The 2,026-nt window shown below is 65.4% G+C and carries 2 protein-coding genes; both read left to right on the top strand.

What is annotated here, in order from left to right:
- Window positions 1-660: 660 nt before the first annotated feature.
- The gene (locus ACIPEK_RS46565; RefSeq protein WP_402009096.1) at window positions 661-1,056 is read left to right on the top strand and encodes a hypothetical protein; all 396 of its coding nucleotides are present in this window, start codon (window positions 661-663) and stop codon (window positions 1,054-1,056) included.
- Window positions 1,057-1,091: 35 nt separating this feature from the next.
- Window positions 1,092-1,949: a hypothetical protein gene (locus tag ACIPEK_RS46560; protein ID WP_402009093.1), complete on the top strand. Its 858-nt coding sequence runs from the start codon at window positions 1,092-1,094 to the stop codon at window positions 1,947-1,949.
- The last annotated feature ends 77 nt before the right edge of the window (window positions 1,950-2,026 follow it).

Genomic DNA, 2,026 nt, shown 5'->3' with positions numbered 1-2,026 from the left:
ACCCCAACAGAGTGACGGCCACACGCCGCCCGGCACAGCACCCGAACGGCGCGTCACATCACAACAGGGCAAACGTTCCCTGCTACGGCACTAGCAAGAGCAGGATGCGATTTTCATTGAGTTTGGCCGACTCGTCGGGATCGTAGGCGGCTTCGGTTCCGGCAGAGGCATCCCGACAGTCGGCCGATGTGTATGGCAGCTCTGTAGCCAAATCTTTGCCGGTCTACCGGTGTGCTCGATCTTGCCCGGCCGCAGCCGGGCCGCGGCGTGAGCTTGAGGCTGCCATAGGGTCGCTGGTGGGTCTGCGCCGCCTCGGCTGTAAGTGGCAGCCGATCCAGTCGGTGCCGACTGGGGCGATTTCGCGTCAGGTTGAGACAGCATGGCCCCAAACCGGGCCAGAGGGACACCAGATGTCATTCCTGCTTCACGGTGAGGGATACGATTAGTGATCACGTGATTGCGCTGCGATAATGAGCGGGCCTACGTGGCGAGGTGCGGCGCACGCATCTCCGAGCGTGGCTGAGCATCCGAAGGAAGCTATTGAAACGACATGCTCCCTTTTAAGTCATATCGTCAATCTTGCTCTTTTTTGCCCCGGATGGTCTGGCATTCTGCGGCGGGCGCCCGAGACGGGTGCTGCAGCTCTGGGGAGGAACGGACATGAGTGAGCAGGCCCAGTTCGTGGCGGTGGCCGCAGCGGCTGCCGCCGCTTTGGTAGCGGAGATGACGAAGGATGGATGGGCCGCTGCACGAGACGTGGTAGCCCGGGCCTTCCGTCGGGGTGGTGAACAACTGGAGGAGCAACAACTGGCCCGCCTGGACGCCGATCAGCGCGAGGCGCAGACCACGGAGAGGTCCGTGTTGCTGGACCGGTGGCAGCGGCGCCTGTTGACGCTGGTTGAGGACTACCCAGAGGCTCTTCAGGACCTCGCTCCGCTGGTACCGAAGGAATCCGAAACCCAGGCCCGGGTCAACCTCTCGGCGATCGGTAACAGCGGGCCTGTCATCCAGGCGGGACGCGACAACTTCGGTGGTCTGCACACCGGCGGCCAGTGATGGCCACCGACTCGTCCGAGCCGCTGCCAGCATCAATGTCCGCGTCACACAACACCGCACCCACCATCCAAGCCGGCGGCAGCATCTACGGCCCGATCAGCATCACCCGTCGCCCGAAGCTCCCCGCTTCACCCGTCCCTGGCCAGGACCTGCTCGGCACTGAGGAGCCTGTGTGGGCCCACACACCCACCCCCGAGTGCGCGGAGCGGGTGCTTGCCGTGCGCGGACTCGTGGTCATCGACGGGGAACCCGGATCCGGTCGCCGCACCTCGGCCCTGCGAGCCCTGCAACGACACCTGCACAGAGTGGCCGGGGCTGCCCGCATCTTCGATCTCTCACCGGACTGGGACGACGACGAGACACCGGACGCCGACGTCCTGCCCGAGCCTGCCGTAGGAAACGCCTATCTGCTCGATCTCTCCGCCCGACCGCTGACAGCCCAGGCCGCCTACGCCCTCGCTTCGTGGGCGGAAAAGCTCCATGCGACCCAGGCAGGTCTCGCGCTGGTGACCACCCCCGGCGGATGGGCCATTGACCCCCTCGTCGTCGTCCACGCGGAACGCCCCGATGCCTTGACGGTAGCCAGAAACCACCTGGCCGGCCCGTTCGGCTGCCCCGAACACGCCGAATGGCTCAGCTCAGAACCCAACCACCGGGCTCCACGCGGATTCCGAAACAGCTCACCCGCTCCCACTCTCACCGGTGCACTGCGCGACATCATGAGCGACCGCGTCAGCATCACCGACGCAGTCGCCATGGCCGCCAGGATCAAAAACATCGCACCGGCCCGCCTGCAACGCGCCCTCGAGCAGCAGGACGCCGACGGCGGCACGTCCGACGACATCAACAGGATCAGAGACGAAGTACGCCTATGGGCAATACCGGTGTTTTAGGGCTTCACTCGTGGGGTTGGGGCTGTTTTGGTGGGCTCGACGAGGGTGATGACGGGGGTGTCCGGGCGAGGCGGGTT

The organism is Streptomyces sp. NPDC088246 (assembly GCF_044741025.1).
GTDB lineage: Bacteria > Actinomycetota > Actinomycetes > Streptomycetales > Streptomycetaceae > Streptomyces.
Note: the sequence above shows the minus strand (reverse complement) of the source record. Positions and strands in the feature narration are given on the sequence as shown.

Excerpts from the sequence above, each read along its gene's own strand:
- ACIPEK_RS46560 (WP_402009093.1), top strand. The coding sequence starts at position 1,092 with ATGTCCGCGTCACACAACACCGCACCCACCATCCAAGCCGGCGGCAGC.
- ACIPEK_RS46565 (WP_402009096.1), top strand. The coding sequence starts at position 661 with ATGAGTGAGCAGGCCCAGTTCGTGGCGGTGGCCGCAGCGGCTGCCGCC.